Consider the following 1584-nt stretch of genomic DNA (forward strand, 5'->3'; position numbering starts at 1 on the left):
ATAAGCGATATGTTAGAATATAAAACGTAACAAATGTAACATTTATGTAACAATTTTAAAATGCATAATGGAGGGAGATTTATGTATTCAAAATCACTGAAGTATGGACTGCTTGCAGCGGCGCTTACAGGAACGGTATTCTGGACCGGTAAGCAGGCATTTGCGGCAGATACAGAAGAGAAGCTTGCTGAGCCGAAAACAGGATCGGCAATGATATTGAATGACGGTGATTCTTCCGGTCAAGTGATAGAAACAGAAGAATATGTCACACCAACCGAAGAGGGTGAGTATTTAGATATGGGCTTTACGAATGTAGATGAAGGAAGTTTTCTTTATATAAGAAGTGAAGCCACAAAAGAAAGTGAATGGGTTGGTAAACTTTATCCGGATTGTGCTGTCCATGTCCAGGGAGTTGTGGGAGAGTGGATTCCGGTAGAATCAGGCGGAGTGACAGGATATGTGAAGTCAGAATTCCTTCTAACAGGAAATGATGCACAGGCAAAGGCAGAGAAACTGATAGGTGAAGCGGCTGCAAGGGGAGAAGCGGTTGCAAAACCGGAAGAGACTGTATTTGCCTATGCACAGTCACGGGAAGCGGAAGCAGCAGCCATTGCAGAAGCTCAGGCAGCAGAAGCAGCCGCCCGGGAAGCAGCGGATCCAGTCTCAGTTACCTGCAGGTCAGGCAGTTGTTGATTTTGCCTGTCAGTTTATTGGTAATCCTTATGTGTGGGGTGGAACAAGCTTGACAAATGGAGCGGACTGTTCAGGTTTTGTACAGGCGGTGTATGCGAATTTTGGAATTAGTATGCCAAGAACATCAAGTCAGATGAGAAGCGCCGGCGTGGAAGTTTCCTTTGAACAGGCGATTCCGGGAGATGTATTTTGTTATGAAGGACATGTCGGAATTTATATAGGCGATGGTCAAATTGTTAACGCAATTGATGAAACACATGGTATTGGAATTTCGTCAGCAACCTACACGAACATTATCACAATTCGGCGACTGGTGTAGACAACGTCGAATGATAGGGAAAAGGAAAGAGCATCTTCGACAAGATGTTCTTTTTTTTTGTGAAATTGTCAGATGCGTGGAAATAAGAAAATGTCGAAAACTGTAAAGGAGCAATGTACAAAGTGCATAAATTTTAGGAAAAAAGAAAGAAAATTGTCAAAACAGGTTTTCCGTATTATCCACATAGAAAAAACCGAAAATAGTGGAAAAAGCTATAATCCACATTACTTATCCACATTATCCACACTGTTTGATGTGGATTTTGTGGATTATTTAGGGGAGAAAAAGAACGGATGTTTTGTTTAGATATAATAAAAATAGAATTTTGTCGAAAAAAAAGGAAAAAGATATTGACATTTGAGATGTCAAAATATGACAAAATTTTCAATTAAAATGTATAGACAATTAAAAAGGTAAAAGAATAAATTTTTTGGTCGCAGTTGATAATTTATAGAAGCCGTATTATAATCCCATCTTTGACAGTTAGAAAAAGAAAAAATCGCTGTATCCCTCATGTTTACTGGGGTATAGCGATTTTTGTCGTTGTTTCGAAATATAGTAATTTATTCCTT

The 1584-nt window shown here is 39.2% G+C and carries 2 protein-coding genes; both read left to right on the forward strand.

Annotated features, from left to right (window positions below; genetic code table 11):
* Positions 1–81: 81 nt before the first annotated feature.
* The gene (locus tag DWX73_RS13210; RefSeq protein WP_158556869.1) at positions 82–693 is read left to right on the forward strand and encodes an SH3 domain-containing protein; all 612 of its coding nucleotides are present in this window, start codon (positions 82–84) and stop codon (positions 691–693) included.
* Between the two features lie 49 nt (positions 694–742).
* Positions 743–1012, forward strand: a complete 270-nt coding sequence (locus DWX73_RS15680; protein WP_242996912.1) for a C40 family peptidase — start codon at positions 743–745, stop codon at positions 1010–1012.
* Positions 1013–1584: the final 572 nt, after the last annotated feature.

This window comes from Coprococcus sp. AF21-14LB, from assembly GCF_003458885.1.
Classification (GTDB): Bacteria; Bacillota; Clostridia; order Lachnospirales; family Lachnospiraceae; genus UBA9414.

Bases quoted from the DNA above. Each gene is read 5' to 3' on its own strand.
- DWX73_RS13210 (WP_158556869.1), top strand. From the start codon at position 82: ATGTATTCAAAATCACTGAAGTATGGACTGCTTGCAGCGGCGCTTACA.